This window comes from Chryseobacterium soli (genome assembly GCF_000737705.1).
Taxonomy (GTDB): domain Bacteria; phylum Bacteroidota; class Bacteroidia; order Flavobacteriales; family Weeksellaceae; genus Chryseobacterium; species Chryseobacterium soli.
In genome coordinates, this window is the sequence record NZ_JPRH01000005.1 from 51,974 (window position 1) to 78,458 (window position 26,485).

Consider the following 26,485-nt stretch of genomic DNA (forward strand, 5'->3'; position numbering starts at 1 on the left):
TTGTTATTCTTAACTTTTAAGCTTTTCCACATCTTCCGGCATTTCTGTTTCAGATGCTGCGATTTCTTTTTTGGTAAATCTAGGCTGCAATATTTTCGCAATCAGGCCCGTCCATCCTGTTTGATGGGAAGCTCCTACTCCACGCCCGTTGTCTCCATGGAAATATTCGTAAAATAAAATATAATCCTTAAAATTAGGATCTGTCTGAAACCTTTCATATTGATTGTTTACAGGCCGGTTTCCATTTTCATCTTTCAGGAATATTTTTGAAAGCCTTTTGCTTAAAGAATCGGCAATCTGATCTAAATTTAAGTACTCTCCGCTTCCTGTAGGATATTCGACCAAAAAGTCAGGACTGTAGTAAAAGAAAAACCGCTGCAAACTTTCGATGATCAAAAAGTTGATTGGAAACCAGATGGGTCCCCTCCAATTGCTATTCCCGCCAAAAAGGCCGCTGTCACTTTCTGCAGGAGTATATCTTACCCGGTAATCTGTTTCATTTAAATTCAGCGTATAAGGATTGTTCTCATATTCTTTGGATAACGCCCGAATTCCGTAATCACTTAGAAACTCATTCGGATTCAACATTCTGCTCAGCAATCTTTTCAGACGGTGGCCACGCAATAAAGACAATAAATGTTTAGAATCCTGTCCTTTCACTTCCCATCTTGAAACGAGAGAAGCCAGTTCCGGTTTATTTTCAAGAACCCATTTCATTCTCTTCTTAAAATTAGGAAGATTCTCAATCATTTCATCATCGATCACTTCTACTGCAAACATCGGAATTAATCCGACTATTGTTCTTAATTTAAGATACATATTTGTTCCGTCACTGGAAGAAATTGCATCGTAGAAAAATTCATCTTCTTCATCCCAAAGGCTGAAATTCTCTTCTCCCATATTATCCAGCGAATGGGCAATGGAAAGAAAATGTTCAAAGAATTTCATCGCCATTTCTTCGTACACTGTATTATACTGAGCGAGTTCCAAAGCAATTCTCATCATATTCAGGGCAAACATCGCCATCCAGCTTGTTCCGTCTGACTGTTCCAGCTGTTCACCATTCGGAAGAACTGCATTGCGGTCAAAAACCCCAATATTATCAAGGCCTAAAAATCCGCCTTCAAAAATATTATTCCCATTTTTATCTTTTTTATTGACCCACCACGTAAAATTCATTAGTAACTTTTGAAAAGCACTTTCCAAAAATTCTATGTCAGGTTTTTCTTTAAGAAATTCATCAATTTTAAATACTCTGAAAACAGCCCATGCATGAACCGGCGGATTAACATCGCTAAAATCCCATTCATAGGCAGGAAGTTGTCCATTCGGATGCATATACCATTCAAATAAGAACAATTTCAGCTGGTATTTTGCAAAATCCGGATCAATTAAAGAAAAACTAATGGTATGAAACGCCAGGTCCCACGTTGCATACCAGGGATATTCCCATTTGTCGGGCATCGAAATGATATGCTCATTATTAAGATGCTTCCATTCTGAATTCCTTATTTTTTCACGCGATTTCGGAGGTTTTATTTCTGCCGGATCTCCTTTAAGCCATTTATCTACATTGTAATGGTAAAACATTTTGTTCCAGAGCATTCCTGCAAATGCCTGCCGTTGCACCAACTTCTCGTCATCCGTCTGGATTCCCTTCTGGATTTCAGCATAAAATTCATCCGATTCTTTTTGTCTTTTACTGAAAGTCTCTTCAAAATCCTCAAAAGGCTTTTCCAGCTTTTTGTCAGACATTCTGAATTCAAAAGTTTTAGTTTCTTTTGCTTTAAAATTTTCATCAATAAAAAATGAAGCTTTTGTACCCACATGCTCCGGATTTACAGATCCTGAATTTCCATTAATGATAAAATCGTTAATCCCATCCTTGCAATAGTTTGAAGTGTTGGGTGACTGGTAAATGCGTTCACTGTTGGTCTCATTCTCACAAAACAAAACCTGTGCAGACTCTCTGGCATAGAGATTTTTTATTTCGAGATCTTTATGACTGATTTCAATGCAGGAAGAATCCTCGGAACGTAATTGTGGCTTATAATCATCATAGCCCCAATTCCAGGTATTCCTGAACCATACGGTAGGAAGTAAGACAAGAGGAACATTGTTTTCAGACTTATTAACAATCGTGAGCCTGATTAAAATATCATTCTGACTTTCTTTTACATATTCAATGAAAATATCAAAATATTCATCATGGTCAAAAATTCCGGTATCGATAAGTTCGTATTCCGGGGCATCTTTACCTATACTTGCATTGGTTTCTATTAAATTTTCGTAGGGAAAAGCATTCTGGGGATATTTATAGAGCATCTTCATGTAGGAATGCGTGGGAGTGGAATCCAGATAATAAAAATATTCCTTTACATCTTCTCCGTGATTTCCTTGCCCATTGGTAAGACCGAAAAACCGCTCTTTTACCATTTTATCTTTCTTATTCCAAAATCCTACGGAGAATACGAGCTTCTGAAAATCATCACAGATGCCACATATTCCTTCTTCACCCCATCGGTACGCTTTAGCTTCTGCTGTATCATGAGTGGTATAATTCCATGCGTCACCGTTGGCACTGTAATCTTCCCGTACAAGTCCCCATTCGCGGTTGCTTACATAAGGTCCCCATTTTTTCCATGAAACATCTGAAATTCTTTGCTTTTCCGACATGAATTAAGTTTTAAGTTATTTAAAAAAGTGAATGGTCAATCGTCAATTTCTGCTTCGCAAGGCAATTAAAATTCACAACGAAGTTAATTCACTATTGACAATCGCTATCTTCTACCCTCCGGTTGAAAAACTTTCAAAAGTGGTCATTGCGCCATCGATGAAAATACTGGTTCCTGTAATATAATCTGCCAGGTCACTTGCCAAGAAAGCAGCCAGATTCCCGATATCCTGCGGTTGTCCTATTCTATTATAAGGAATTAAGGTCAACAAAGAATTCAGAGCCTGTGGAGTACTCCACGCATCTTTATTGATAGGTGTCTGGATTGCACCCGGACAAATTGAATTAACCCTGATTTTATCCGCTCCATATTCCTGAGCAAGTGTCTGCATCAACATTCTGATTGCTCCTTTACTCGAAGCATAATTGGCATGTCCCGCCCAGGGAATGATTTCATGAACAGAGCTGATATGGATGATTTTTCCACACGCAACAGAACGTGAAGGATCGATGCCGCGACGTAAAAATTCTTTGATAGCTTCTCTGGCACAAAGAAACTGCCCGGTAAGGTTTACTCCAATGACAGCATTCCACTGATCGAGTGTCATCTCGGTGAATTTCGCATCTTTCTGGATGCCTGCATTATTGATTAAAATATCTACTGTTCCTAATTCAGCAACGACATCTTTAAACATTGCAATCACCTCATCCTCTTTGGAAACATCACATTGATAAGTAATGCCTTTTCCGCCGGCATCAGTAATTTCTTTTAAAACTGCCTGGGCATCCGGGAAAGATTTTTCTACCGGATAATTAATAACGACTGTGGCACCTGCAGAAGCTAATGATGCAGCAATTCCCTTGCCTATTCCACTTGAGGCTCCGGTAATGACAGCCACCTGATTTTGAAGTGATATTTCCATATTTATTATTTGATCTTACTCAAAGTTAATGGAAAGTATCGGTGAGAATGAAAGATTTTAAATTAAAATTTTCTTAAAGTTTTATACATCAGGAATTGAGGACCGCTTCTTCCTACCCTCGTTTTTCCCTCAAAAACATATCCTGTTTTTAAGTAGAGCTGATATGCTGAACTATTTTTTTCGTTAACTGCCAGCACTATTTCATTACATTCTCCAAAATGTTCTTTAACAAAATCATCCAAGTTCATCATGGCAGATTTTCCAATTCCTTTCCCCTGTAATTGAGGGTTTATAGAGAAAGATCTTAGTAACACAGAATTTTTATTCTCGGTAAGATCGAATTTATCTTCTCCGAAATCCAGTACAAAAAATCCAGCTGGCTTTTCATCATGGAAAATGGTTATTGGATATGCCAAATCATCATCTCGTTCTTTAATCCGTTCAAGCGCCTCTTCTGCAGTTGCGGTAAAAAGAGATTGAGTTTCATCCAACGTATATTGTAATCCTGATACATCTTCAGGCTTGAAAAAATGTAAACTGGTCATTGCTTAATGGTGATAAATATCCTGATACATTACTCCTGCTCTTATTTCTACCGGAAGTTTATTTTCTTCCGGAACAATCGGACAGTTATAGTCGTAAGCGTTATAAGCACAGAAAGGTTGGTAAGATTGATTGAAATCCAATATGATGGTATTGCCTTTCGGTATCCTCAGGTCCATATATTTTCCACCACCATAGGTTTCCTTTTCGTTGGTTGCATCACGAAACGGAAGGAAAAGATAATCTTTATACTTTTTCTGTTTGATTAAATCCAAACTTTGATACAGGTTTAAGGTATAGGATTTCCCATCTAATTCAAAGATTGCTTTTCCATATTCTCTGTACGTTTTTGTTTTGCCTGAAGATGTCGGAAGGTCAAAAGGTTTCGCATTTTTTGTTTTCACGAATTTTGCCGTAACTCTATATTTCAGATCAAAAGGAAAGAAAGGATGCCCTTTAAAATTCGTAAAGTTATCTCCACGTAAAGGAGTTTCTTTAGGATTAAGGTATTCCGCATTCAAATCTTCCTGAAATTTTTTAACCTCCATGACTTCCGGAGAAACCATTTTTTGAGAAAAGATCCACAGTGGGAATAGTAAGAATAAGACAATATATTTTTTCATACATGTTTCGATTAAAAGAGTAAAACTATGAATTTTTCATGGGATGAAAGTTAAAATTCCCCCAAAAAAGCACAATCTGCTTTTAAATAGAATTCTCTAGCATGCTTTTTGAAAAATACAGAACATGGACAGAAAGAAATTCATTACAACAAGTGTTTTAGCGGTATCCGGCTTCTATTTTTTACAATCTAATTTATTTCAGGCAGCCCAGCGTACGGCTTCTGAACAAAAAGACCGAGAGGCTCCGATCATTATTGTCGGATCAGGATATGGCGGTGCTGTTTCAGCACTTCGTTTGTCTGAAGCCGGAAAAAAAGTAGTGATGCTGGAAATGGGTCTTAATTGGGAAAAATCAGGAATTCCTTTTTCCAATCTTCTAAAGCCTGGTAAAAGTGCAGCTTGGTTAAAAAAGAAAAGTATAGCCCCTTTCATGAATCTTTTTTCTTTAACTCCATTTACTGCGGCATTGGACCGGCTGGATTATGAACACATCAATGTTTGGGTAGGAAGAGGCGTAGGAGGCGGATCAATCGTTAACGGTGGAATGGCTGTTACCCCGAAAGAAAGTTATTTTAAGGAGATTTTTCCGGACCTTGATGCTGAAAAATTTTATAATTTCTATTTTCCATTAGTCCATAAAGAACTGAAAGTGAATGTGATTGACGAGCAGTTTTTAAAAGACTGTCCTTATTATAAATTTACAAGAGTAGGTGAAGAAGAAGCGCATAAAGCGGGCTTTAAAACCATCCGTGTTCCCAACGTTTATGATTTCAAATATATGGAGAAAGAATTCAGAAATGAGGTTCCCCGCTCTGCCTTGAATACGGAAGTCATCTATGGAAATAATCATGGTAAGAACAGCCTGGATAAAACCTACCTCAAAAAGGCATTGGAAACAGGAAATCTGGAGATCCTGGATCTTCACAAAGTTGACCACATTAAGCTCAATGAAGATAAAAGTTATACGTTAGCTATCCAGCAGATCGATACAGCAGGGCAAACCATTGCTGATAAAACTTTTCACTGTAAAAAGTTAATCCTTTCGGCCGGAACGATGGGAACGTTAGAATTATTACTGCGTTCTCATTCTCTACATAACTTTCCTGTTCATGAACTTGTCGGTAAAAACTGGGGGAACAATGGAAATTTCATGACAGGCAGAAACTGGGTAAAACCGTTGTCCGGCGGAACAGGTGCCCAGCAGTCTACCATTCCCGTGGGTGGAGTTGATAACTGGGATGATCCAGAGCATCCTTTTTTTACCGAGATTGCTCCGCTTCCCATGGGAATGGATGTAGCCACCGCTTTGTATCTGCTCATTAACAGGGTTGATAAAAAAGGTGAGGTTACTTATGATTCAGCACAGACAAAATTGACTCTGAACTGGGATCAAAGTCATACCGTTACAATGAAAGAAAATGCCAATTATTTTATCAAAAAAATGAACAAAGCTAACGGTGGAACCCGCAGTCATTTTCTTTTTAATAATGGCTTTGGAGCTGATATTTGTTATCATCCGCTTGGCGGCTGTGTTTTGGGACAGGCTACCAATCAGTATGGCAAGCTTAAAGAACATGAAAATCTGTATGTGTTGGACGGCTCATTAATTCCGGGAACTATTGGAGTGAATCCATTTGTTACGATCACCGCCATTGCAGAATTTTGTATTGAAAATTTAATCCGGACAAATGAATTTGCGTAGCCTAAGAAAAGCTACTATGTATCAGTATTTAATATGATTCTGCAATTTTAACCCGATAGACATCCAACGAATTTCGTTTAATGGAATTGACATAAAATCCGCCTTCTTCAGGAATAACTTCCTTAAGATCAAAACTCTTACAGTCTTTAGGAAGTCCTGAAAATATAAGGGTAAACCAAAAATCTTTCATGAAAGGAACCACCGTCCAATTGGGAGACATGGTAATATTCTCAACATGGATCAGTTTACTTTTATGCTCGGATTGATTATCAAAAAGATAGGTTGACTGCCAGATCCTGATGAGATTTCCTAAAAACGGCGATGCCGGAAAACAACAGTGTACAATAACCTGCTTCTCTTCTTCTATTTTTGTCTGAAGAGATTCCAGGAGCTCTTTTACGATGATTGGCTTTACAACGACTTCTTCCACTTTTTTTGTTACTATGAATCATCAGTGATGAATGGTTAATTTTACATTCACCGTTCACCACTGACAATTTCTTTTTTTAATATTCTAATTCTAATGTCTCTTTGGTGTAATTTCTTACTTTCTCGGTAAGTTCAGGATTTTCTGCCAATTTCTGACCATAAGAAGGAATCATTTCCAGAAGTTTTTCTTTCCATTCTCCCTGGAGCTTATCCGGGAAGCATTTTTCAAGAACATTCACCATGGCGTATACTGCTGTTGAAGCTCCTGGTGAAGCCCCCAGTAATGAAGCAATAGTACCGCTTTTATTCACCACTACTTCAGTACCGAACTCCAGTTTACCACCGTCTTTTTCATCTTTTTTAATGATCTGAACTCTTTGTCCTGCAAGTTTCAGTTCCCAATCCTCTTCATTGGCATCTTTGATAAATTCTCTCAAATGCTGCATTCTCTGAGATTTTGTCATCGCAACCTGCTGGATCAGATATTTGGTCAAAGGAATATTATGCCACCACGCTCCAAACAGAGAGCGTAAATTTTTGGTATTTACACTTTCGGGAAGATCAAGGTAACTTCCTTCTTTTAAAAATTTTGTTGAAAATCCTGCGAAGGGACCAAAAAGAAGTGCTTTTTTACCATCGATAATTCTAAGGTCCAAATGCGGTACCGACATCGGCGGAGCATCTACTGTAGCCTGTGTATACACTTTCGCCTGGTGTTTTTCTACCAGTTCCTGATTGTGCGATACGAGCCATTGCCCTGAAACAGGAAATCCGCCATATCCTTCACTTTCTTTAATATCAGAGCTGTCAAGCAATGGAAGCGCGTATCCGCCTGCTCCTATGAATACAAAGTCTGCATTAACTTCCTGTTTATGGTTATTGATCCTGTCTTTCACTTTCATTCCCCAGGTGCCGTCTTCTCTTGGATCTACATCTTTTACTTCGTGGTATAAGAAAACCTCTACATTGGAATCTTCCAGTAAGTGTCTTCCCATTTTGCGGGTCAGGGATCCAAAATTTACATCGGTCCCCAAATCCATTTTAGTCGCTGCCATCACTTCAGAATCGTTTCGCTTGCTCATGACAAGCGGAATCCATTCTCTCAGCTGATTATGATCTGTAGAATATTTCATTCCTGAAAACAGGACAGATCCTGACATTTTTTCGTGGCGCTTTCTTAAGTATTCGGCATCTTTCTCACCAAATACCAAGCTCATATGGGGACATGAATTAATAAATTCCTTAGGATCTTTTACATAGCCTTTTTTAATAAGGTAGGCCCAAAACTGTTTAGACATTTCGAACTGCTCTGCAATACTTTCTGCTTTAGAGATATCGATGGAGCCATCGGGTTTTTCCGGGGTATAATTAAGTTCACAAAAGGCTGAGTGTCCGGTTCCTGCATTGTTCCATGCTGCCGTACTTTCTTTGGCAAACCTTCCCAGCCTTTCAAATATGGCAATTTCCAGATCGGGGTTAAATTCATGAAGCAATGTAGCTAAAGTGGCACTCATAATTCCGCCACCTATCAGTACAACGTCGTATTTTGGTTTTGGCGTTCTGCTTGTAAGGGATTGTGACATAATTCTAAATTTTACTCAAATTTCGGGAAAAGTTTTTAGAACCTCTGCCCTCTTTAACGATTTTAACACGTTAATTTTTGGTCCAAAATAAATTAATAAATTCTTCATCATTTATCATGGAAATTATCAATCTTATACTATCGATACTCGGTATTGAAATTACTTTTTTGTTTATGATTTTCAAAATTTGCCAGTAATTACGTTCATTTTACGAGTAAAATTTAGGATTTTAAAATTTTAATTAAAAAAATTAATCAAAGATTTTCAACACATTTATTTTTTTCTAAATCTAAGTTTATTTATGTCTTTTTAAGTTGGCCATGTAGAATATCGCAACAGTAGTTGCTAGCCATAATATTATTTATCAATTAATAGTGATAATTATGAATAATATTCAATATTAAGTGAAATTAAATAAAAATAAATCAAATAAAACATTAAAAAATTACAATTAATATTATTATTCTACGCATATTTTCCTTACTTTGGTATGAAATTAATACATATTCCAATAACTATTAATTCAAAATATTTCGAATAAACATACTAAAGATGAAAATTTTCAACATCGTGAGTACACTATTCGCTACAGTGGCTTTGGCCCAAAGCGGAAGTGTAGGAATTAACACGTCCAATCCGGACCCCAGTGCAATTTTACATATTGAAAACTTCAAGGGGATCCCTGCTGTGGCTACAGCTACCATATCAGGAGGGGCTATCACAGGAATTACGATTACCAATGGAGGTAGTGGATACACCACGGTACCTACTGTGAATTTTTATGGTGGAGGTTCAATCGTCAACGGAAGTACCAAAGCAAAAGCTACTGCGACTGTTTCAGGCGGAGTTGTTACCGGTATTACCATTAATAATGGTGGAACGGGCTATACATCAATACCTACGGTAACAATATCCGGAGGAAATAAAGGAGTTTTATTTCCCAATCTGAATATTGCAAACCTCAGCAGTACGACGACCCCTGTGGCTTCTCCGGCCGATGGCCTCATTGGCTATAATGGAGGGACCAACAGTAATAATAAAGCCCTGCATTTTTTCAACGGTACAACTAGCCAGTGGCAAAGTACAATAGACGCTGAAGATACCCCAAAAGTAGGATATCTGGATTTTACCGGTTCTCTGTCATTATTAGACAATGCAATAGCAGGAGCCAGTTCTCCGCTGCTGGTAAATCCGCCTTCCATATCCGGAGTATCCAATATCAACGGCTTTAAGGTGCAGTTTAACAGTTCTTCCGGAGGATATTCACTGATTTTACCGCAGGGAAATTATTTAGTTGAAGTAAACCTTAATCTTAATTCGCCTCAGGAAAGCCCTGCCGGACAAGGTGGAACGGCTCCCTTACCTGGAAGCACCTATTATTTGATGGGATATTTTATAGATTTCTATAATGACACTTATAATAATTCCACCAATACTTTTACAGCGGTCTCCTCTTCAAGAAAAGAGGTTCCTATTGTCTCTAAAGTAAGTACCAACCATCTTGCTACGTGGTCGTATTACTATACCGTCCCCACCAACGCGAATTCCAATATTATCGGAGGGCTAAGGTTAAACCTTGGAAGAATGCAGAACAGTACATTTTATGATCTTGTGAATGTAATTCCGACGGGTTCTTATATCAAAATATCAAAACTTTAAAAAAACAAATCATGAAAAAAACTTATATTCTGCTGTTATTATGCATTATTAATAGTCTTTTTGCCCAGGTTGCTATTGGGAAATCAACGATGAACAGCTCTGCTATACTAGAGGTTTCAGAATCCAACAATAAAGGGGTCCTGCTTCCCAGAGTGGATATTATAGACATTTTAAGCAACACTACTCCAGTAAGCAATCCTACTGAAGGTCTTCTGGTTTATAATAAAGGAAATTCTATCAGCCCCGGGCTGTATATCTGGAAAAACAACCGTTGGAGCCAGATTGCTGACACCTATAATCTGGCAAGTTATCTGATGCTCCAGAGAACTACCGATTATACTATATTGGGAGGACTGGCCAACGGTATATTCAAAAATTTCAATGATGCAGCATTTAATGTGGTTTCCAATGATATTGGTGCTTCTTATAATACTGCAACGGGGGTAATTACCCTGCCGGGAAATAGCGGCTACCTTGTGAATGTATGCTTAAATATAAGAACGGCCATTGAAAGTACCACTGCCGGTATTGGCGGAACCCAGATCCATCTTCATCAGTATCTTGTGAAACTGATTGATCCTGCCACAGGAACCCAATACGGGAAAACGATCAGCCTGAATGCCCAATCTATAGCAAGCAACAAAACGCATACGCTGAACCTGAGTTTTTCTTTCGTTACAACTTCAGCAACTCCCATTAACCTGATGCCTTCCATTGCTCATGATGCAGGAGGTACCTATCAGTCCGGAGCTGGCGGAAATGCTCCTAATAACGGAGAAATTATTATTACAAATGCAAAAGTTGATATTCAACGATCTGCCCTTAATCAATAACAACCAAAGAAATGAAAAAGCTTATCTATATCACCTGCATGACTCTATTTTCATTAGGTACATTCACAAAAGCGCAAGTGGGTATTAATACTTCAAATCCTAACGCGAGCAGTATTCTTGATATCAATTCATCCAATAAAGGGGTTATTTTTCCACAGTACGATCTTACGGTACTTAACAGCACCTCGACTCCTGTCGTAAATCCTGCTGATGGATTAATCATCTACAATAAAGGAGGAGCATCCACTTATTCCAAAGGATATTACATATGGGTGCGCAATCAATGGCAGCGCACTATTCTTGCAGGATCGGAGCCACAGACTCTATCTTTGGTTATCGCTCCCAGCGTTTTAATTCCTGTAAACAGCACCAATAATACTATTGCGAATTTCACAGTGGCATCCAATAAAATCACAGGAGCTTCACTGGCGGCTGATAACTCTACTATTACACTGCCTGCAGGAACCTATATGCTAAGATATTCTGTGGATACTAATAATGCCAACAATAATACGGGCCCGGCCAACACACAATATTTATCTCAAAATTTCACTTGTACCCGGTCTTATCTGATTAATTCAGCAACGAGTGCTACCATCACCGAGGTTAACAGAATGTGCCAGCTGTCGAGTTCTTTCACATTTTTTCAGGGAACATTTTATCTGAAGCTGGCTGCTCCCACTACAATCAGACAAAAATTTGAATTCGACACGGGTAACGGATTTACGAGCAGTAATCTGACAGTAAGAGCTTCATTTGCATTGCTTATTACTAAAATGAGCCAATAAAAAAACTTAAGCTTTTGACTTAAGTTTTCAATTTATATTTAAAAAGACAAGGCTTTACATGAGTAAAGCCTTCTTTTCTATTAATTCAGTTTTGCTGTTAGTTTTTTGAATTGCTTTTCAGCATTTTTCCCTTCATACAGAATTCCGTAGATGGTATCAATGATGGGAAGTTTAAGGTTTTTCTGCTTGGCCGTCTTATAGATGGAATCTGCAGCATAATATCCTTCTGCTACCATATTCATAGACTGGATGGCAGATTTTACCGTATATCCTTTTCCGATAAGATTTCCTAAATTCCTGTTTCTTGAGAAAAGAGAATACGCTGTTACCAGAAGATCTCCAAGGTAAGCACTTTCATTGACATCTCTTGGCGCTTCATAAATAGCTTCCAAAAAGGTTTCCATTTCACGGATCGCATTCGACACAAAAACTGCGGTAAAATTATCACCATAGCCTAATCCACTGGAAATCCCTGCTCCGATGGCAAAAATATTTTTAAGAATAGCACTATACTCATTCCCTAAAACATCCTTACTGGAATGTACTTTAATAAAGTCTGAATTGAATATGCTCTGCAGCTTATCAGAAACTTCATCTTCTACGGTAGCAATCGTAAGGTAAGACAGTCTTTCCATGGCTACTTCTTCGGCATGACAAGGCCCTGCAATTACTGCCTGATTTCTGAATCCTATCTTGAATTCGTCTCTCAGATAATGCGCTACCACGTCGTTTACTTTAGGGATAATCCCTTTAATTGCCGAAACAAAAATCTTATCCGAATAGTCACAGGTCATTTTATCCAGCGTGTCGGAAAGATAAATGGAAGGTGTTGCCAGCACCACTACATCACAGGCCGATACTAATTCATTGACATCAGTTGTCAGTTTTAAACTTTTTAGATTAAAATGAGCCGCAGTAAGGTAAGTTGGGTTATGTCCGCGAAGCTCTATGGCTCCTTTTACAAACTCACTTCGTACACACCAGTGTACTACCTTGCAGTTTTCAACAAGCATTTTTACGATAGCGGTCGCAAAACTTCCGCTTCCTACAACTCCTACAGAAATGTCCTTTTTATTCTTTTTTGGATGGGGAGATTCTGAAATTGTTTTCTTTTTAGCCATAATGAGAAAATGAACTACAAATATATTAAAACAAAGGCTTAGCCACACTTTTGAAATGATGATAAAACTCTTTTTCTGAAAAAATTAACATTTCAATACAATTAAATATCTAATTATACGTTAAATACAGAAATAACTAAATTTTTCGTTAAAAACTGCCCCTAAATCCTATTTTTAGTTAAATTTGCAAGCTTAAAACCGTTTTTTTAATATACTAAGAGAAGAAAAATGAAGAAATTTCTAAACAGCAGAAAGAACGTAAACATTCTTCTAGGAGGACTTTTACTAGTAGTTTTTGCACAAGGGATTTTTATCGCCACGTTATTTTCTAAAAAAGATGACAAGACGTATGAAGTGAACCTTGTAAAAATAAACACTGAAAAAGACAGTGTAGATTATTTAAAAATGAGAACAGATCTTACCCTGGTAGATCAAACTGTAGCACAGCTTAATTCATTCCTGAAATCTAAAGATATCGCCAATGAAAAGCTGATGATTCTAAGCAAAGACAGCATTTCCAATTCTGTATATCTTGCCAAGCAGGCTAACCGATACAGCCAGTATCTGATGAATCTTCAAAAGAAATTAATGCAGGTCCCACTGGGAATGCCTACCGACGGATATATTTCCTCAAATTTCGGCATCAGAAAAAATCCTATTCCTTTTAAAACGGTGTATGCTTCTGTAAAATCTACCGGATCATCAGATGCCAAACCTGCGGCCGTTGCTGCGGCACCCAAACCGGAAATAAAAGCTGAACCGGTTGAAAAAATCATTGAATTAACTGATAGTTACGGAAATAAAAGAGAAGTAAAAGTGATGGTAACTCCAAAAGCTGCCCCTGCTGCTCCAGCTCCTGCAATGGCGTCTGCAAAAGCTGTTTCAGGTACTACCACTTCAAAAACACCGATGGAAAGAAATAATCCTCCTGCTGAAGCTGATCAAATGCAGTTCCACAAAGGACTGGATATTGCCGTTGCTTTTGGTTCTGACGTAAGAGCTGCTGCTGCGGGAACGATCATCTTTTCCGGGCAAAAAGGAGGTTATGGAAACTGTGTGATTGTTTCTCATGGAAACGGGCTGGCAACATTGTACGGCCATTTATCACAATTAATTTCGAAAGTAAATGATAAAGTAAAAGTAGGACAGGTTATTGCAAAATCCGGGAATTCCGGACGTTCTACAGGACCTCACCTTCATTATGAAGTACACAAAAACAATACGCCGGTGAATCCGAAATTGTTTATGAATTTATAAAAAGAAAGGCTGTTCACATGGAACGGCCTTTTTATTTTACTCCTCATAAATTATGGGAATTTCTTGATGTATTTATATTTTATGGGAATTCAATATTCAACAGTTTTTTTGTCTTTCTGTCGAATGCGATATTGATAAAAGGGAAAACATGATCTCTTACTCCGACTTCTCTTATTACAACGATGTTCCCTAAATTGGCATCATCAATAAATTCAAATCCCTGAAACTGTATTTTTGTTATCGATCCTCCTTTGGAATCCATTCCAGAAAGTGCCTCTTTTGCCACTTCTTCCTTAGGTTTAAATTTAGGATCAAACATTTCAAGAATTCCACTGTAGTTTTTATTAAGTAGAAATGAATTGATCTTCTCTACTTCCGGATAGATGTCTTTTACTTCCTGCAGTTCTTTTTGAGTGAATGATTTTGTAAAACTGGCACCATCGGATAAAAGTAATTTTGTTTTGATAACATCATATTCTCCAGGCTTTTGATTCTGAAAAACTATAAATGCAATATTAGCGGCATTGGATATCGCTCTTTGAGGCTGATTATTAATGAGTTTACTCTCTTTAATCTCCACTTCAAAAAAATCACTGGTTTTTCCATTCAATGTCTGCACTCCTTTCATCGTTTCAACATAGCCTCCATAAAACTTAAGAATTTCGTCGACAGATTTTTTATCTTCGGGTGTTGTAGCTAGTTTACCGCAGCTGCATAAAAACAGGAGCAAAAGAAGGGGCAGAATTTTAATTGACTTCATTGGTTATTATTTGATTTTAAAATAAATCACAGATCCTCTTAACTTCATAAAAGAAGATTTCTGCAAAGCCAAATATAACAAAAATGGATATATAAAAAATCTTTCTGTGCCTTAGTTCTATTGATAGACCTAAAAAAAGTACATGTGAAATTTACATGTACTTTTGGTTCTTATCATTTTACTTCAAAATCTTAAGAGTTCCTTTCGGATGGGTAAACGTACCGTCAGAACCTGCAATATTTGAATATACTATATTTTTATTATAATCCTGAATATGGGTTACATTGAAGCCAAGATTGGGTTCATGCCAGTATACCATAAAAACATTCTTTGCAACTTCTACAGCAGTATATTCTACGGTATCAGTGCTGTTTTTTGAACTTCCGGCTGTTCCGGTAAAGGTCATTGTCTTATTATCTTTAAAATCCAGAAGGAATTTTACACCTCCAAAATCCACTTCAACCTTATGACCGATCGCTGGGTATGGAGATTTTAATTCCCAGTCCATTTCTCCTAGGAAAACTTTAGCGCCCATTGCCAGCTCATCTTTTCCCGGAAGATCCGGATATTGCTGAACCATCAATTTCACAATACCTTCCGAAGTGGAATTTGTTGTCACTGCCTTTTTATAGTTCTCAAGATAATTCTTAACAAAATCAAGGGATGCCGGAGCGAAAGACTGTTTTGCAAAATGAGAAGGAATTACTTGTGTTGGGTGAAGTGCTTTCATCGCATCAATCTGCGCGATCCATTTATTTATCGCTTCTTTATCTTTTGTATCCGCCATCCAGAGATGCGAATCCACTGAAACTGAAATTCCTCCCACTATGGTTTTCAATGAAGGAATCCAAAGGAAACTGTGTGCCGGATCTTCAGGATTCTGCTTGATCTCTATGGTATTTCCTTCCAGATCGGGAATAGAATTCACAGCCTCCGGAATGATAATTTCTGAAGGTGCATCTTGTTTCAACTGAGGCTTCCAGACTGCCATTTTCTCATCCTTAGATGCTGAAATAAGGTAAGCAGTCTGAGCAGTTGATATGATTTTCACATTTGGAAATGCTTTTTTAATAACATCCAATCCAAAATAAAAATCGGGATCGCTGTGGGAAATAAAAACGGTTTTCAGATTTTTTCCGGTTGCTTTAATTTCTTTAACGAGCTGTTCCGCATATTGCTTCTGAAACTGTGCATCAATAAGTACAGCATCCTTTTCACCATAAATTATGGTTGAAGTGATAGGGAAAATTGCTTTCGTTCCAGGATTATATACTTTAATTTTTGGAGTTCCCGCCCATACAACACTTGCGAAACCCAGTAAAGTCATTAACCCTATTATTTTTTTTCTGATCATCAGATATTATTTTTAATTAGTATGCTGCTGTAAAACGTTCACGGATGTGGTTATTCTGCTCCAATTCATCTACCAATGCTACTGCCACATCTTCTACAGAAAGAATGCTTCTTCCGTTCTCATCAAAAACCGGAGTCTCCAGAGAAGTTCTGTATGCTCCTGTTCTGGTTCCTACATTGGCCTGATTCATTTCAATCGCAGGGCTGAAGAATGTCCAGTCTAAGGTGGTATTCTCTTTAATTTTGTTTAAATAATCTCTTGCTGCTGTGGCTCCAGGTTTGTAAGCTTCGGGGAAATCCGGTGTATCTACAATCTGAATATTATCCGGTGTATACAGACTTCCTGCTCCTCCTACAACGATTAATCTTTTCACGCCAGATTCTTCAACTGCCTTTTCAATATTCTCAGAACCTGTAAGAAAATCATGGTAAAGGTTTGGGTTTGTCCATCCTGCATTGTATGTACTGATTACGGCATCGTTTCCTTTCAATCCATCTGCCAATTCCGCTACATTGTTTACATCAATACTTTTTGCTGTAACGTTATTATTCTGCTCTACTTTAGAAGCATCTCTTACAATAGCTTCTACTGCATATCCTCTGTTGGTAAGTTCTTTTACTACCTGTGCCCCTACAAATCCTGTTGCACCGATTACTGCTACTTTTTTCATAATAATTTTTATTTTAATTAATTGTAATAACTTTTGTTACATTTGTAGCTAAAAAATTTTATTCGAACTGTTCACTGAATTCTTTCAATGATTTATCTCCTAAAAAGTTGATCACCAAGCGATCTGTTTCTTCAAATAATGTATTTAAATGAACATTAATTTCTTTTCCTACACTGCACGCAGGATTGGGATTATTGTTTTTCTTTCCTAATACTTCCGTGTTTTTTACGGCTGCATACATTTCAGAAATACTGATATTCTCTGCATCTTTCCCAAGCTGGCTTCCACCCTCTTTTCCCTGTTTGCTTGCGATCAAACCTGCTTCTCTCAATACACTGATCTCTTTACGCACCATTGCAGGATTTAAGTTAATGCTTCCGGCAATCCATTCAGAAGTAAGCCACTCCTGAGGACTTTTAGCCAATAAGGTCATAATATGTACTGCCGTAGCAAATCGTGTATTGTTCATTATAATTACTCCGCAAAGATAGAATAAATTTTAAATGTAACAAATTTTATTACAGTTAAAATTTTCTTAAAGAATTAATTTATCCAGATCCAGGAGAAGATAATTGATATTTTGATTAATTGTTCTGGTCGCCGACTGCATCTGGTTCAGCATTGCAGCCCGGTTATGCAGATCGTCTGCCCTGTAGTATCCGCCATCACTAAAAATAACGGATTGGTCTGCTTTTACCTTATTGTCATCAAACTGGTAATGAAGCCATCTTTCTTTCATGCTCTGGATAATGGAATGATTTTCTTTGTTCGAAAATTTCTTCTCGGTGTACATATACCAGATAAATGGTGGGAAGTTTGGAGATTCCAGTTTTTCCCGCCAGATATCTCTTAATAAATTTCTCTGATGGATAAATTCAACTTTTTTTCCTTTCGGATTTAAAGTGGCCAGTCCTAAACCGGCTCCCAATACTCCACCGCCGATATCTATTGCGTTACTCCAGGCATTATCACTCACAATTCCTCCTGCTATGGAAGCCATGGCTCCTGCCGCAATGGAATACAGGATCAGTTTATTATTTCTGGAACTGTTTAGGTTATCCACATAATTACCGATTTGTGCAACGCGCTCGCCTTCACAATCGAATTCTGCGGCTACCGCATCCAATTCTGTGAGGGAGATGGTTATTTTACTATTAATGATGCTTTTAAGCTGTAACACTTTCACCTGTGATGTCAGTGATGAATCTTTTTTAAGATCAATGATTTTATGGACTTCGTCCAGGTTCTCCAATGCATTTAAAATCAAAATACTTTGGTCCGAAAACATCCCTCTCAGTTCTTTATTGGCCGCCAATATAGAATCTGAATTGTAAGACGGCAGTTTATTGGCATAATTATATTTAAAAGGGGCTTTACAATAGCTGTCTTTTAGCGTCAGGATATTCTGCTGAATCACCTGATTTTTTTTGGAAACGCAGGAAACCAGAAGTAAAAGGACAGCAAAAAGGTAAAATATTTTTTTCATTCAGTCATATTTTGATAGAATCCGGGTAGCTGAAATAGGTTTTCAACTAACTTTCACTCTAAAATACTAATTTACTTCCAATAAAAAAATTTACCTGAAATCAAGTAAATTTTTAATCTTTTAAGGAAGAAGATTTATTTTATTCCTAACAATTCCACGATGAAAACAAGGGTACTGTTTGGACCTATTTCTTTGCTGATTTCCTGTTCTCCATATGCCAAATGAGGAGGAATGATCAATCTCCATTTGCTTCCAACAGGCATTAGCTGCAATGCTTCCGTCCATCCTTTAATTACTTTGTTTAAAGGAAAAGAAGCTGGTGTTCCTCTTTTTACAGAGCTGTCAAAAACTTTACCTCCAATGGTCGTTCCGTGGTAATGGCATTTTACCATAGATTTAGGACCCGGCTTTTCACCGTCTCCTTCGGTAATGATCTCGTACTGCAAACCGCTTGGCAACTGCACTACGCTTTCTCTTTTCCCATACTCTTCCATGTATTCCTTCCCATCGTTAAGGTTTTTTTCTGCCAGTTCTTTTTTACGTTTAAATAACATATCTGCTACTCCCATAGTATTCTTTTTTTGCAAAGATACAATTTTACCTTTTTAAGTATGCCGCAATAAGTCCCGACTTAAAGCACTACTTTCCATACACTTAGATCAATCCTTAGTATTTCGGTTAAAAATTCAAATAAGCTTAATATTATTTTAACACAGGATCCAAAACTTGGCGTTATAATTGAATTTAAAAACTAAATGCCAAATCCATTACCATACCACAGGAAGTTCGATGAACTCAATGAAGAGGAAAAAATACTTCTCGAGATTAACAAAAAAAGCATCGCCGATTTTGTTGAACAGTCCTCTTTGCTGAGTGACGTAAATTATGCCACTCGAAATGTTCACGCCAAAACCTATGCCGTAATCAATGGCGAATTTGTGGTATCAAATGCCCTTCCACACGAACTACAGCCCTTTTTTGAGGAAAAGAAATTTGATCTGGTAATCCGGTTTTCGAATGCAAAACCTGTTATTAATTCATCAAAAAAAGAGATTCCCGCTTATGGATTTGCGGTGAAAATAATAGATGATAAAGGGTCTTTAATTGCCAATTATCCATTGGTGAATTTTCCTTTGTTTCCGGTAAATTCTGTGAGCACGTTTTTGAAATTATTTACTTCAATTAACCAGTTTTATATTAAAAAATGGAGTCATCTTCCTTCTTTAGCCGCTCAGATGGTAAAAGTTATTCCTTCTGTTCTTAACGGTTCATTTATAAAGAGTACCCTGCATTTTATTGGTAAAAGAAATGATTTCTTTTTGTCTTTTGATTATTATTCTGTGGGAGCTTACCGAATGGGTGATTATATGATTAAGATCAAGCTAAAACCGCAGTCTGTTGAAAAGAACTTTGGAAAGAAGTTTACCACCCGAAAAGCTTTGGAAGAGTATTTCAGTACAAATGATTATACCGCAGATGTCCTGATCCAGTTTTGCAGTGATATCAAAGATCAGCCGATCAATACACTGAATACGGAATGGAAAAATGCTCCTTTTATTAAAATCGGAGAAGTGAACATTAAAAAAAATTCTTTACCGAATCCACGTGACTGCAGCAATGAGCTTCTTTCATTTAATCCTTTTGAAAGCAAACCGTTTTTCCATCCTGTAGGGAAGATCCAAAAGCTTCGGGAGGAAGCCTACAAGGTTTCTATGCAGACGAGGACTAAGATTAATAAGCTGCTGCATGGGTGATTGGGTGATGGTTGCTAGTTTATGGTTGTTTGGTGTTTAGTGAATATTTGAGATAGATAGATGGGGAAATTAAAGAAATAAATAGCAGATTTTAACTGAAAATAAAAAAAGGCTCTACATCTGTAAAGCCTTTCTTTTGTAATTGTATGTAATATTTTATTCCGCTTCTTCTTTCTTATCCGGAAATAGGATGGATAAAAGAACCGAGATTACCAATACCCCACCAACAATTCCTAATGAAACCGGTGATGAAATGTGAATCCAAGGTGCAATTAACATCTTAACTCCGATGAAAGATAAGATAATGGCTAAACCATAAGGCAGTTTGCTGAACATATGGATGAAATTGGCCAGAAGGAAATATAATGATCTAAGACCTAAAATAGCAAAGATATTCGATGTATACAGGATGAAAGGATCATTTGAAATGGCAAAAATTGCAGGAATAGAATCTACCGCAAACAAAACGTCCGTGAATTCAATAACTCCTACTACCACTAAAAGTGGGGTTGCCATTTTAATTCCATTCTGAATGGTGAAGAATTTATCTCCGTCGTAGTTATCGGAAACCTTCCAGAAACTTTTTACCAGCTTCGCTCCGGCTGTATTGCTGAAGTCTTCGTCTTCGTCTTCATCACCACCGCCCCAGGATTTGATTCCTGCGTACACAAGGAACAATCCGAAAAGAGCCATCACAATATTGATTTGAACAGCTTTTCCGAAAACAGTCATTTCCGGTAAATAGGTTAAATTGATCAGTCCAACTCCGGCAAAGATGAATACCGCTCTAAATATCAACGCTCCAATAATTCCCCAGAAAAGAACTTTATGATGCAGATATTTCGGTACTTTAAAGAATCCGAAAACAAGGATGAATACAAATAAATTGTCTACTGAAAGTGCTTTCTCCACCCAATATGCAGCCTGATACTGCGTGAATTTTTCAATCGCTATCTGATGACTCTCAGGAGATCCATCGGTGTTGAAAACCCAGTACACGACTCCTGAAAATATCATAGATAATGAAATCCATACGATAGACCAGATCGTCGCTTCTTTGGAAGAGACCTCATGACTTTTTTTATTGAATACTCCTAAATCCAGAAGTAACATGATAACGACCGTTATCGCAAATCCTACCACCAAACCAGGGTGAAGGTCTAAAATACCTTGATGTTTTTCCACGTAAGCTATGTTTTATTATAACAAAAGCAATAGTTGTACGGGGTACGGCTATTGCTGTTTTGTATGTATTTAATTTTAAATGATACTTTACTCATTTTTGTATAAAGCCCATTATGACTGATTATCAGTTTATTTATAGATAATTTTGCTGAACGGTCTGTATAGTCTGCTCTAATTTTCTGTCTGCTGTAGGATCTCCGATAGCGTTGAATTTCCATTCTCCGTTTCTCTTATAAAATACTCCCATTACCATTGCAACATGTCCTTTGAAAGACGCATCATTAGCAATGTCATACTTTGCAAATACTTCTCTTACATTGGTAGGTGAACCTTCATAAATACGGATAGAGGCAAAAGGAATGGTTCCAAAATCCTGTCCTTTATAGCTGTTCAATACCATCGCAACATGTTCTACGTTAGCATCAAGCTGACTAAAATCTACCGTGATCACTTCATTATCCAGACCGTCATCTCCGTCTACATCACCTGTTAAGTCATCTCCGCTGTGCTTTACTGAGCCGTTTTTAGATTTCAGGTTACCGAAATAGATTACTTCGGTAACGTTTTTATTTGAATCGTAAAGAATACAGCTTCCGTCTAAGTCTACCGCTTCTTTTTTAGTTCCAAAGAGACCTTTTTTCTCAATTGCACCCCAGTTGATCCCAACACAAGCCTGCGTAAGGTCTGTACCGTTTTCTTTCTTCAGATTAATTCTTTGACCTTTTTGTAAGTTAATAGCCATTTTTTTATGTTTAGTTATTATTATTCATTTTTGTGAAAAGAATAAGCACTTCATCTGCTCCTATTTCTCTTTCACTAATTATTTAAATTCAGATTAAGCATTGCCCGAAGGATATTGGTTTCTTCATTGAAATCGAATATTTTGCTCATGATATCCATATTTTCCAGATTCCGAAGATAATCTTTTAATACAGATTCTACTTCAGCCGGCAGGGTACGTTTTTTTTCATTCATAGTCTGCTCCAGATATTCATTTTTCTTTTTCAACTGATTAATGATTGTCGTCTGATTGGATTGATTTTCTGAAATATCCAGTTTCTCAAGCTGCTCATCTATTAAGTACATCTTTTTTTCTTCTACATTAAAAATAAAATGGTCATCCGACTGAAAAATTTTAAAGAGCTCATATTCATTTCTCCCGATAAGATAGCCGCATACAAAACGTACTTTAAAGTTCTGTATATTCAGCCTGCCCAACAGTTTCCTTTCTATTTCATAGTCCTGATAGTGATAAGACGGCAAAGGACCAGATTTCAAAAGTTCTTCATCTGCTTCCCGGTAAAATTCAGTCGCATATTTCTTATTAAAATACAGGACATTATTCCAATCTATGGTGAAGCGCTCTTCCGTAAGATCTTTATACAGATTGGCAAGATGTTGGGAAAATATACCACTGTACATTTTCCGGTCTGTCTCAAAACTGTCGACCCTTCTTTCTTCAAAATTGACGACGTATCTGTTGTTGACATCAATTTCATTGATCACCGCCAGCATATCACTTTCTTTCTGCCTTTTAATCTTTGTCAGCAATTCTATCAGACTGTCTGTATACTGAAGGTGAAAAAGTTCAAGTTTACTGTAATCCAAAGCCTTATTTTCCTGAAAGAGATTGTGTATAATATCGGTTTTGATGTAAATGGATATTATATCAATATTTTCAAAAAAATTAGCAAGAAGTTTAAGCTTTGTTACTCTTCTTTTGCTTTGAGACATTATGGCTACAGCTTCATCATCCACCTTTATATCCTATTAATTATGCTCTGACGTTTGCTTTTAATTCGCTTTCCAATGTTTGTAAGTCCTGATCCAGTTTTCTTCTGTTTTCTGCACCCTGCTTCTGGATTTGTTTCACTTCGTTCAGCGTGTTGATCAACATTGAAGTGGTTTCTTTCAATGTTTCTACCGATACAATAGTCTGCTCATTGGCTTTAGCTACATTCACTGAATTCTGTCCCAGACGTTCTGCATTTTTTCTCAGAATTTCTTCTGTCGTAGAAGATACTTTCTGCTGGATCTCAATATTCTGCTGCTGTCTATACATCGCCACCGCCAGTGAAAGCTGGTTTTTCCAAACCGGTAATGTAGTGGTAAGGATGGTTTGCGCTTTTTCAGCAATAGAAACGTTATTATTCTGCACCAAACGGATCTGCGGAAGTGACTGCATCATGATCACACGTACGACTTTAAGATCAGCCATTCTTCTGTCTAATCTCGCAATAAAATCTCTTTTATCGGCAATCTGGTAATCCTGGTAATTCTGCGGGGCAGCTTCCATTGTTGCAAGTTCTGCAGAAGCTCTTTCCATTCTTACATTTCCGGCAATAACAAGATCTTCAATCTGCTTGATAGAATTTACATTACTCTCAAAAATAGTCTGTAAAACAGCATTATCTTTCGTAGAAGTAATGATTCCCGCATTTACTTTATGGGAAATCTGATCGATATTATTGATGATTTTATCATATTTCGCAAACAGGTTTTCCACCTGCGTCATGATTTTCTTCATGAAAGGCAGTTTACTTAAAAAGCTCTTCATCTTATTGCCCTGAAGCTCATCTACGTCTACATAGTTAAGCTCCACCAATAGATTATTGATCAGCTCTCCTACTTCACCGGAATTCGATCTTCTTACATTTCCTAAGAAGCTGTCACTCTGGTTAGAAAGTGTTTTCTGAAGCTCAGCACCATAATTAACGATAGAACCAGGATTGGTTTCATCGATGGAATTGGCAAGCACTTCATATTTCTGGCGTTCTTCTACCTGCAGCTGGGTCAGATTGACGTTTCCGTCTTTATCTACCAGCGTCATGTTTGTATTTGGGATGATATCTGACATGTTGATTATTGATAAATTGCTACAAATTTCTCAAGACCGTCTCTCTGTCCTGCTCCTACCGCTTCAAATTTCCATTCTCCACCTCTGTTATAGATTCTTCCGAATTCTACTGCTGTTTCTATGGAGAAATCTTCGTCTAATTCATATTTTAAAATCTCTTCATTCGTATCTGTATTGAAAATTCTGATGAAAGAATTTCTTACCTGTCCAAAATTTTGTTTTCTTGCATCCGCTTCGTGAATCGTTACTACCACAGTGATTTCCTGGATTGCAGGATCAATTTTCGTTAAATCTATTTTGATCTGCTCATCATCTCCGGAACCTTCCCCTGTTAGGTTATCCCCTGTGTGAATCACCGCTTTATCAGGCGACTCAAGATTATTGTAAAAAATAAAATGGTTGTCTGAGACCAATTTTTTGTTTTCTCCTAATAAAAATAAAGAAGCATCCAGGTCAAAAGCAGTTCCTGTAGAAGTATTATTGGTATCCCACCCTAAACCTACAGTAAATTTAGGGGCGTTAATATTTTCTCTCTGTCCTTTTTGTAAGTTAATAGCCATAATATAATTCGGTTTTCGTTAAAGTGTTTATATTGTTTTCGTATTCTTTTATTAAATGGTAATTATTGCTGATAGCAAGCTCCAGAAGGTCATCCATATGCTGTTTTCCAACTTTTGAGTTAAGATAATCAAATTTTTCTGAATCCAGGCCTAAAATATATTTCACAATCCTTGTATTGAACTGAAAACTTGGCTTCAGCATTACTTCTGCGACGTGTTCCACGTTTTTTACCGCATAATAATTAAAAAAGTTTTCAATCTTGGGATCAAGTTCAAAATTCATCAGTTCGGCATAATACAGGAAAACAAAATCCGCATTGACCTCATATTGATTCAAAATTTTATTCACTGTATATTCATGACTTCCGGTGATTTTTATATCGTCTATAAAAATACAAAGTTTTTCCTTTAAAAAATCTTTATCAATATAATAGGTATCATTGGCAATCAGATTTTTACGGTCTTCAAAACTAAGATTTCCATAATCTGTAATGTAGGTGTGATTTCTATTGATTTTTGACAACACCGTGGATTTTCTTCCTTTCTGAAATAAATAATAATCCAGATGTTTTTTAAAGTAAAAACATAAAAAATTGGAAGCTGTCGGAATCGCCATATACGGACTCGGCAGAATTAATATCTCTTTATCTGTATGTAAAAGATCTGCATGCTTGGCAACAAATCCATCAAACAGCTCTTTAGCAAATTTCTCAGCGTACGACTTATCTCCGTACTTGAAATAGCTGTATTCTGTGGGTGAAAAAGTAAATTCATCCGCCGAATGAATGTGATGTAAGCTGTACCTTCTATTCATCGTTATTGGTATTTTAATAAGTGTGCACTGAATCCAAAATCTTTTGCCCCTTTATAATCCGCAATGGGATTATCTCCTACATGCAGAATCTGGTGCATCGGAAGATCCTGGTTTTTCATATTATTTCTTACCTCCTGAAATACAAGAGGATTGGGTTTGGAACAATTAATTTCATCAGAATAGATATGAAAATCAATGTACTGATCCAGGTTTTCTTCAATCAGAAATTTCTTCATTGTTCTTCCTTTGATAAATCCTGTATTACTCAGAATATTAATCGTTTTTCCCTGATTTTTTATTTCCTCAAAAAACTGGTGAATATCTTCAAAAATAACAACCGGTTTGTATTCTAAAAACAGCTCTTCGCTTTTTGTGTAAAACTGATTTAATTTTTGTTTATCTAATTGTTTTACATCTACATTCAATGAACCTAAGATTAATAAATACATCTCAAAGGTATCTATATTACCTCCGACAACCTCATTAATGGTATTACACAAATCATCGTAATATTTTACGACTTTCGCAACCTCTTCAACAGGTTTGTCAATATCAAAAAACGAGGCAAACAGCCCAACTCTTTTTGCTTTAAATTCAGGATGAGATTTTATTAAGGTGAGCCACAGATCAAAAGAAAAATGATAGTGGTTATGAATGTCAATATCTACTTTCAAAACGGTATAGGTTAAAAGTTTTAACTCTTTCTTTAAAAAGAGTTTAGTTTTTTCATCATCAATTCGTTGAATTTTACAATTCCTCCCAAAGATAAAATTTTTATCATTACGTCACAGGGTTCATCCTTTGTTTTATGATATTTTATGATTTCACAGATAAAGACGGATCGTGTCCATTATTTCCTTTATTTCAAAAAAAATATTTTTTTTGATTATTTCATTTTTTTTTATAATTT

At 36.9% G+C, this 26,485-nt stretch carries 26 protein-coding genes; 6 read left to right on the forward strand and 20 right to left on the reverse strand.

Going from position 1 to position 26,485, the window contains the following annotated elements:
• Positions 1-9: 9 nt before the first annotated feature.
• The 4 genes from IW15_RS13385 to IW15_RS13400 all read right to left on the reverse strand — a co-directional run bounded on the left by IW15_RS13385 (position 10) and on the right by IW15_RS13400 (position 4,763).
• Positions 10-2,676: an MGH1-like glycoside hydrolase domain-containing protein gene (locus IW15_RS13385; RefSeq protein ID WP_034712121.1), complete on the reverse strand. Its 2,667-nt coding sequence runs from the start codon at positions 2,674-2,676 to the stop codon at positions 10-12.
• A 111-nt stretch (positions 2,677-2,787) separates the two neighbouring features.
• Positions 2,788-3,597: a glucose 1-dehydrogenase gene (locus tag IW15_RS13390; protein WP_034712124.1), complete on the reverse strand. Its 810-nt coding sequence runs from the start codon at positions 3,595-3,597 to the stop codon at positions 2,788-2,790.
• Positions 3,598-3,659: 62 nt separating this feature from the next.
• Positions 3,660-4,142, reverse strand: a complete 483-nt coding sequence (locus IW15_RS13395; RefSeq protein WP_034712127.1) for a GNAT family N-acetyltransferase — start codon at positions 4,140-4,142, stop codon at positions 3,660-3,662.
• Positions 4,143-4,145: 3 nt separating this feature from the next.
• Positions 4,146-4,763 carry a DUF1684 domain-containing protein gene (locus IW15_RS13400; RefSeq protein WP_034712129.1) on the reverse strand — a complete coding sequence of 206 codons (618 nt, stop codon included), beginning with the start codon at positions 4,761-4,763 and terminating at the stop codon, positions 4,146-4,148.
• Positions 4,764-4,887: 124 nt separating this feature from the next.
• On the opposite strand from IW15_RS13400, the gene IW15_RS13405 reads away from it, so the two are divergent.
• On the forward strand, positions 4,888-6,465 hold the full coding sequence (locus tag IW15_RS13405) for a GMC family oxidoreductase N-terminal domain-containing protein (RefSeq protein WP_034712132.1): 1,578 nt from the start codon (positions 4,888-4,890) through the stop codon (positions 6,463-6,465).
• 28 nt (positions 6,466-6,493) lie between these two features.
• On the opposite strand, the gene IW15_RS13410 is transcribed toward IW15_RS13405, so the two are convergent.
• Both IW15_RS13410 and mqo read right to left on the reverse strand, forming a co-directional pair.
• The gene (locus tag IW15_RS13410; protein WP_034712135.1) at positions 6,494-6,895 is read right to left on the reverse strand and encodes a hypothetical protein; all 402 of its coding nucleotides are present in this window, start codon (positions 6,893-6,895) and stop codon (positions 6,494-6,496) included.
• A gap of 76 nt (positions 6,896-6,971) precedes the next feature.
• The gene (gene mqo, locus IW15_RS13415) at positions 6,972-8,477 is read right to left on the reverse strand and encodes a malate dehydrogenase (quinone) (protein ID WP_034712137.1); all 1,506 of its coding nucleotides are present in this window, start codon (positions 8,475-8,477) and stop codon (positions 6,972-6,974) included.
• Positions 8,478-9,029: 552 nt separating this feature from the next.
• Between mqo and IW15_RS13420 the strand changes: the two genes are divergently transcribed.
• From IW15_RS13420 to IW15_RS13430, 3 genes are read left to right on the forward strand one after another with little or no spacing between them, the layout of a single operon-like run.
• A complete protein-coding gene (locus tag IW15_RS13420) occupies positions 9,030-10,136 on the forward strand; it encodes a hypothetical protein (RefSeq protein WP_131368558.1) in 1,107 nt (368 codons plus the stop codon).
• Positions 10,137-10,147: 11 nt separating this feature from the next.
• Complete coding sequence (locus IW15_RS22065) at positions 10,148-10,969, forward strand: hypothetical protein (RefSeq protein WP_051882040.1); 822 nt, start codon at positions 10,148-10,150, stop codon at positions 10,967-10,969.
• Positions 10,970-10,980: 11 nt separating this feature from the next.
• Entirely contained in the window at positions 10,981-11,757 is a 777-nt protein-coding gene (locus IW15_RS13430) for a hypothetical protein (RefSeq protein WP_034712142.1), read from the forward strand.
• Positions 11,758-11,837: 80 nt separating this feature from the next.
• Here the strand turns inward: IW15_RS13430 and IW15_RS13435 are convergent, their stop codons facing one another.
• Positions 11,838-12,878 carry an NAD(P)H-dependent glycerol-3-phosphate dehydrogenase gene (locus IW15_RS13435; protein ID WP_051882042.1) on the reverse strand — a complete coding sequence of 347 codons (1,041 nt, stop codon included), beginning with the start codon at positions 12,876-12,878 and terminating at the stop codon, positions 11,838-11,840.
• A 228-nt stretch (positions 12,879-13,106) separates the two neighbouring features.
• On the opposite strand from IW15_RS13435, the gene IW15_RS13440 reads away from it, so the two are divergent.
• A complete protein-coding gene (locus IW15_RS13440) occupies positions 13,107-14,135 on the forward strand; it encodes a M23 family metallopeptidase (protein WP_034712145.1) in 1,029 nt (342 codons plus the stop codon).
• Positions 14,136-14,214: 79 nt separating this feature from the next.
• On the opposite strand, the gene IW15_RS13445 is transcribed toward IW15_RS13440, so the two are convergent.
• The 6 genes from IW15_RS13445 to IW15_RS13470 form a co-directional block, all read right to left on the reverse strand.
• On the reverse strand, positions 14,215-14,895 hold the full coding sequence (locus IW15_RS13445) for a hypothetical protein (protein ID WP_034712147.1): 681 nt from the start codon (positions 14,893-14,895) through the stop codon (positions 14,215-14,217).
• A gap of 178 nt (positions 14,896-15,073) precedes the next feature.
• Complete coding sequence (locus IW15_RS13450; RefSeq protein WP_034712148.1) at positions 15,074-16,249, reverse strand: MBL fold metallo-hydrolase; 1,176 nt, start codon at positions 16,247-16,249, stop codon at positions 15,074-15,076.
• Between the two features lie 16 nt (positions 16,250-16,265).
• Positions 16,266-16,919: an NAD(P)-dependent oxidoreductase gene (locus IW15_RS13455; RefSeq protein ID WP_034712150.1), complete on the reverse strand. Its 654-nt coding sequence runs from the start codon at positions 16,917-16,919 to the stop codon at positions 16,266-16,268.
• 58 nt (positions 16,920-16,977) lie between these two features.
• Positions 16,978-17,388, reverse strand: a complete 411-nt coding sequence (locus IW15_RS13460) for an Rrf2 family transcriptional regulator (RefSeq protein WP_034712152.1) — start codon at positions 17,386-17,388, stop codon at positions 16,978-16,980.
• Positions 17,389-17,454: 66 nt separating this feature from the next.
• Positions 17,455-18,405 carry a hypothetical protein gene (locus IW15_RS13465; RefSeq protein ID WP_034712154.1) on the reverse strand — a complete coding sequence of 317 codons (951 nt, stop codon included), beginning with the start codon at positions 18,403-18,405 and terminating at the stop codon, positions 17,455-17,457.
• A 134-nt stretch (positions 18,406-18,539) separates the two neighbouring features.
• Entirely contained in the window at positions 18,540-18,974 is a 435-nt protein-coding gene (locus IW15_RS13470; RefSeq protein WP_084681432.1) for an FKBP-type peptidyl-prolyl cis-trans isomerase, read from the reverse strand.
• A gap of 186 nt (positions 18,975-19,160) precedes the next feature.
• Here IW15_RS13470 and IW15_RS13475 point away from each other — a divergent pair, with 186 nt between their 5' ends.
• Positions 19,161-20,159, forward strand: a complete 999-nt coding sequence (locus IW15_RS13475; RefSeq protein WP_034712156.1) for a catalase family protein — start codon at positions 19,161-19,163, stop codon at positions 20,157-20,159.
• A gap of 156 nt (positions 20,160-20,315) precedes the next feature.
• Here the strand turns inward: IW15_RS13475 and IW15_RS13480 are convergent, their stop codons facing one another.
• From IW15_RS13480 to IW15_RS13510, 7 genes are all read right to left on the reverse strand, one after another.
• The gene (locus IW15_RS13480) at positions 20,316-21,344 is read right to left on the reverse strand and encodes a TerC/Alx family metal homeostasis membrane protein (protein ID WP_034712166.1); all 1,029 of its coding nucleotides are present in this window, start codon (positions 21,342-21,344) and stop codon (positions 20,316-20,318) included.
• A 133-nt stretch (positions 21,345-21,477) separates the two neighbouring features.
• Positions 21,478-22,086, reverse strand: a complete 609-nt coding sequence (locus IW15_RS13485) for a TerD family protein (protein WP_034712169.1) — start codon at positions 22,084-22,086, stop codon at positions 21,478-21,480.
• 74 nt (positions 22,087-22,160) lie between these two features.
• Positions 22,161-23,078 (reverse strand): hypothetical protein, encoded by a 918-nt coding sequence (locus IW15_RS13490; RefSeq protein WP_034712171.1) that lies wholly within the window; start codon positions 23,076-23,078, stop codon positions 22,161-22,163.
• Positions 23,079-23,118: 40 nt separating this feature from the next.
• Positions 23,119-24,201 carry a toxic anion resistance protein gene (locus IW15_RS13495; protein ID WP_051882043.1) on the reverse strand — a complete coding sequence of 361 codons (1,083 nt, stop codon included), beginning with the start codon at positions 24,199-24,201 and terminating at the stop codon, positions 23,119-23,121.
• Between the two features lie 5 nt (positions 24,202-24,206).
• Positions 24,207-24,761: a TerD family protein gene (locus IW15_RS13500; protein WP_034712175.1), complete on the reverse strand. Its 555-nt coding sequence runs from the start codon at positions 24,759-24,761 to the stop codon at positions 24,207-24,209.
• Complete coding sequence (locus IW15_RS13505; RefSeq protein ID WP_034712176.1) at positions 24,751-25,575, reverse strand: phosphoribosyltransferase family protein; 825 nt, start codon at positions 25,573-25,575, stop codon at positions 24,751-24,753. Before IW15_RS13505 ends, IW15_RS13500 begins: the two co-directional genes overlap by 11 nt.
• A 2-nt stretch (positions 25,576-25,577) precedes the next feature.
• On the reverse strand, positions 25,578-26,249 hold the full coding sequence (locus tag IW15_RS13510) for an HAD family hydrolase (protein WP_034712179.1): 672 nt from the start codon (positions 26,247-26,249) through the stop codon (positions 25,578-25,580).
• Between the last annotated feature and the right edge of the window lie 236 nt (positions 26,250-26,485).

Excerpts from the sequence above, each read along its gene's own strand:
- IW15_RS13475 (WP_034712156.1), top strand. The coding sequence starts at position 19,161 with ATGCCAAATCCATTACCATACCACAGGAAGTTCGATGAACTCAATGAA.
- IW15_RS13400 (WP_034712129.1), bottom strand. The coding sequence starts at position 4,763 with ATGAAAAAATATATTGTCTTATTCTTACTATTCCCACTGTGGATCTTT.
- IW15_RS13395 (WP_034712127.1), bottom strand. The coding sequence starts at position 4,142 with ATGACCAGTTTACATTTTTTCAAGCCTGAAGATGTATCAGGATTACAA.
- IW15_RS13465 (WP_034712154.1), bottom strand. The coding sequence starts at position 18,405 with ATGAAAAAAATATTTTACCTTTTTGCTGTCCTTTTACTTCTGGTTTCC.
- mqo (WP_034712137.1), bottom strand. The coding sequence starts at position 8,477 with ATGTCACAATCCCTTACAAGCAGAACGCCAAAACCAAAATACGACGTT.
- IW15_RS13430 (WP_034712142.1), top strand. The coding sequence starts at position 10,981 with ATGAAAAAGCTTATCTATATCACCTGCATGACTCTATTTTCATTAGGT.
- IW15_RS13470 (WP_084681432.1), bottom strand. The coding sequence starts at position 18,974 with ATGGGAGTAGCAGATATGTTATTTAAACGTAAAAAAGAACTGGCAGAA.
- IW15_RS13490 (WP_034712171.1), bottom strand. The coding sequence starts at position 23,078 with ATGTCTCAAAGCAAAAGAAGAGTAACAAAGCTTAAACTTCTTGCTAAT.
- IW15_RS13445 (WP_034712147.1), bottom strand. The coding sequence starts at position 14,895 with ATGAAGTCAATTAAAATTCTGCCCCTTCTTTTGCTCCTGTTTTTATGC.
- IW15_RS13435 (WP_051882042.1), bottom strand. The coding sequence starts at position 12,878 with ATGGCTAAAAAGAAAACAATTTCAGAATCTCCCCATCCAAAAAAGAAT.
- IW15_RS13505 (WP_034712176.1), bottom strand. The coding sequence starts at position 25,575 with ATGAATAGAAGGTACAGCTTACATCACATTCATTCGGCGGATGAATTT.
- IW15_RS13440 (WP_034712145.1), top strand. The coding sequence starts at position 13,107 with ATGAAGAAATTTCTAAACAGCAGAAAGAACGTAAACATTCTTCTAGGA.
- IW15_RS13495 (WP_051882043.1), bottom strand. The coding sequence starts at position 24,201 with ATGTCAGATATCATCCCAAATACAAACATGACGCTGGTAGATAAAGAC.
- IW15_RS13485 (WP_034712169.1), bottom strand. The coding sequence starts at position 22,086 with ATGGCTATTAACTTACAAAAAGGTCAAAGAATTAATCTGAAGAAAGAA.
- IW15_RS22065 (WP_051882040.1), top strand. The coding sequence starts at position 10,148 with ATGAAAAAAACTTATATTCTGCTGTTATTATGCATTATTAATAGTCTT.
- IW15_RS13385 (WP_034712121.1), bottom strand. The coding sequence starts at position 2,676 with ATGTCGGAAAAGCAAAGAATTTCAGATGTTTCATGGAAAAAATGGGGA.
- IW15_RS13420 (WP_131368558.1), top strand. The coding sequence starts at position 9,030 with ATGAAAATTTTCAACATCGTGAGTACACTATTCGCTACAGTGGCTTTG.
- IW15_RS13405 (WP_034712132.1), top strand. The coding sequence starts at position 4,888 with ATGGACAGAAAGAAATTCATTACAACAAGTGTTTTAGCGGTATCCGGC.
- IW15_RS13390 (WP_034712124.1), bottom strand. The coding sequence starts at position 3,597 with ATGGAAATATCACTTCAAAATCAGGTGGCTGTCATTACCGGAGCCTCA.
- IW15_RS13450 (WP_034712148.1), bottom strand. The coding sequence starts at position 16,249 with ATGATCAGAAAAAAAATAATAGGGTTAATGACTTTACTGGGTTTCGCA.
- IW15_RS13460 (WP_034712152.1), bottom strand. The coding sequence starts at position 17,388 with ATGAACAATACACGATTTGCTACGGCAGTACATATTATGACCTTATTG.
- IW15_RS13455 (WP_034712150.1), bottom strand. The coding sequence starts at position 16,919 with ATGAAAAAAGTAGCAGTAATCGGTGCAACAGGATTTGTAGGGGCACAG.
- IW15_RS13500 (WP_034712175.1), bottom strand. The coding sequence starts at position 24,761 with ATGGCTATTAACTTACAAAAAGGACAGAGAGAAAATATTAACGCCCCT.